Annotated in this window: 2 protein-coding genes and 1 pseudogene; all 3 read right to left on the reverse strand. The window is 35.4% G+C overall.

Annotation, left to right across the window (positions count from 1 at the left end; translation table 11 throughout):
• Positions 1 to 211, reverse strand: a pseudogene (locus ACY191_RS06040) (MFS transporter); the annotation flags it as partial.
• 215 nt (positions 212 to 426) lie between these two features.
• A complete protein-coding gene (locus ACY191_RS06045) occupies positions 427 to 1,167 on the reverse strand; it encodes a WecB/TagA/CpsF family glycosyltransferase (protein WP_000290747.1) in 741 nt (246 codons plus the stop codon).
• A gap of 21 nt (positions 1,168 to 1,188) precedes the next feature.
• Positions 1,189 to 2,018 (reverse strand): glycosyltransferase family 4 protein (locus ACY191_RS06050; RefSeq protein ID WP_463269945.1); only part of this gene is annotated, 830 nt, incomplete at its 5' end.

Raw genomic sequence — 2,018 nt, forward strand, 5'->3', positions numbered from 1 at the left:
CTGATAGTATCCCAAAAATAAGCGCTCCTACTGCCATACCGATTGAGTTAATACTACCTATCCAGCCCATTTCTTGCGTACTTAATCCCCAATCCTTTTGCAAGGCTACCATTACAAATGAAAGCATTCCAACATCCATTGCATCAAATAGCCATCCAAGCCCAGCTATACCAAGTAGTTTGCGCTTCGAAATTTCTTTTACCTTGACCACTAGAAGTCCTCCTCACACAGGTGTCTTTACACATAATTTTACATGTGTGAATTGTATAAGTAAAATACTTTTGTGTAAAAAATTTCTCCTTCATCATTCCCAAAAAGTAAAACGTCTATCCCGATTGGTGAGGGCTAATAATCAGTAGGGATGCCTCACTGATTAAAGTTTCAATTTATTAAAAATGAACAAATAAAAAAAGCAGCGATATTTCGCTACTTTTTCGAACGCATTACTTCTTTTAAAAATTCCGCTAATACTAACTGACGACGCCAGCGTGTTGGATTACTGCATAATCTATAAAACCACTCTAAATGAATCGCTTGAATCCATTTTGGTGCACGTTTTACCTCTCCAGCCCATACGTCTAAACTTCCACCCACTCCAACAGCCATTTTCGTTTCTAAACGATGCTTATTGTTTTGGATAAAGTTCTCTTGTTTCGGGAAACCAAGTGCAACAAGTAATAAATCTGGTTTTGCTTCTTGAATGCGAGAAATAATATTCTCTTCGTCTTCTTGTTTAAAATAACCATCTTGTATACCGGCGATGGATACAGCTGAATATGTCTTTGTTAAATGATCTGCTGCAGCTTGTACAACATGCGGCTTTGCACCTAATAAGAAAACAGATACCGGCTTACTATCTTCAGATAACTTCGCAAGTAAATTACACATTAAATCAAAACCTGCTACACGTTCTTTTAAAGGTGTACCAAGCATCCCGCTTGCCTTTACAACCCCAATACCATCAGGTGTAATTAAATCTGTATTCAATAATGTTTGATAGAACTTTTCATCCTTTTTTGCGCACATAACAATTTCAGGGTTTGCTGTTACTACCTGAAACGTATGAGTTCGCTCCGCTTCTAGTTGTTCTTTTAAATATTGGACCGTTTCATCCATTGTCATTGTAGAAAAAGGAACGCCTAGAATATCAACTGTTTGTACTGCCATAGTTAACTATCCTCTCTATCATTACAAGTTTTTCGCTATTAATTGCTTATATGTTTCCTTTGTATCTTCATATAGTTTTTGAAGTGAGAAGTTCATAGTAGCATGCTCATAAATATGTTTACCCATTGCTGCTAACTCTCCAGTTTTCCACTTATCATACGCTTCTTCTAAAGCTAATGCTAATGCCTTTCCATCACCTGTTGGCACAATCCATCCGTAAGTTTCATCTACGATTAATGGTTCAATTTCTCCAGCCCTAGTCACAATTGATGGTACGCGTTGATTTGCCGCTTCTAATAAAACTAGTGGGAACCCTTCACTATGGGAAGTTAATAAATTTACATGTGACGACGCAAATAATTGTTTTACATCTTGACGATGTCCTAAAAACTCTACTTTATCGTTAATCCCTTTTTCAGTAGCTAATGACTTTAGATTTTCTTCTAATGGGCCATCGCCAACTAATAATACTTTAATTTTCTCTAATTTTGTTTGTTGTAACGCATCGAATAAAACTTCATGTCCTTTGACAGGATGTAATCGTGCTACTTGGATTGCCGTAAATACATCTTCATCAATATTGAACATTTCTTTTTTATTATAGCCTTCTGCTTTTTCCTTATCGTATTCAATTCCATTATAAATAACATGCATCTTTTCATTTGAAATACCTAATGCTGCCAGGCTTTTTTTCAATCTATTTGTTACAACGAAAAATAAGTCTATATTTTTTAAGGCTTTCAAATTTAATTTCGTAAAAATCCAACCTTTTAAGCCCTGTTTAGTAAAGTCTTGAAATGGATCACTATGAATAGTCGTTACCCATTTTGCCTTTATTCTCTTTTTCATTA

The organism is Staphylococcus sp. TCBT05, assembly GCF_055179755.1.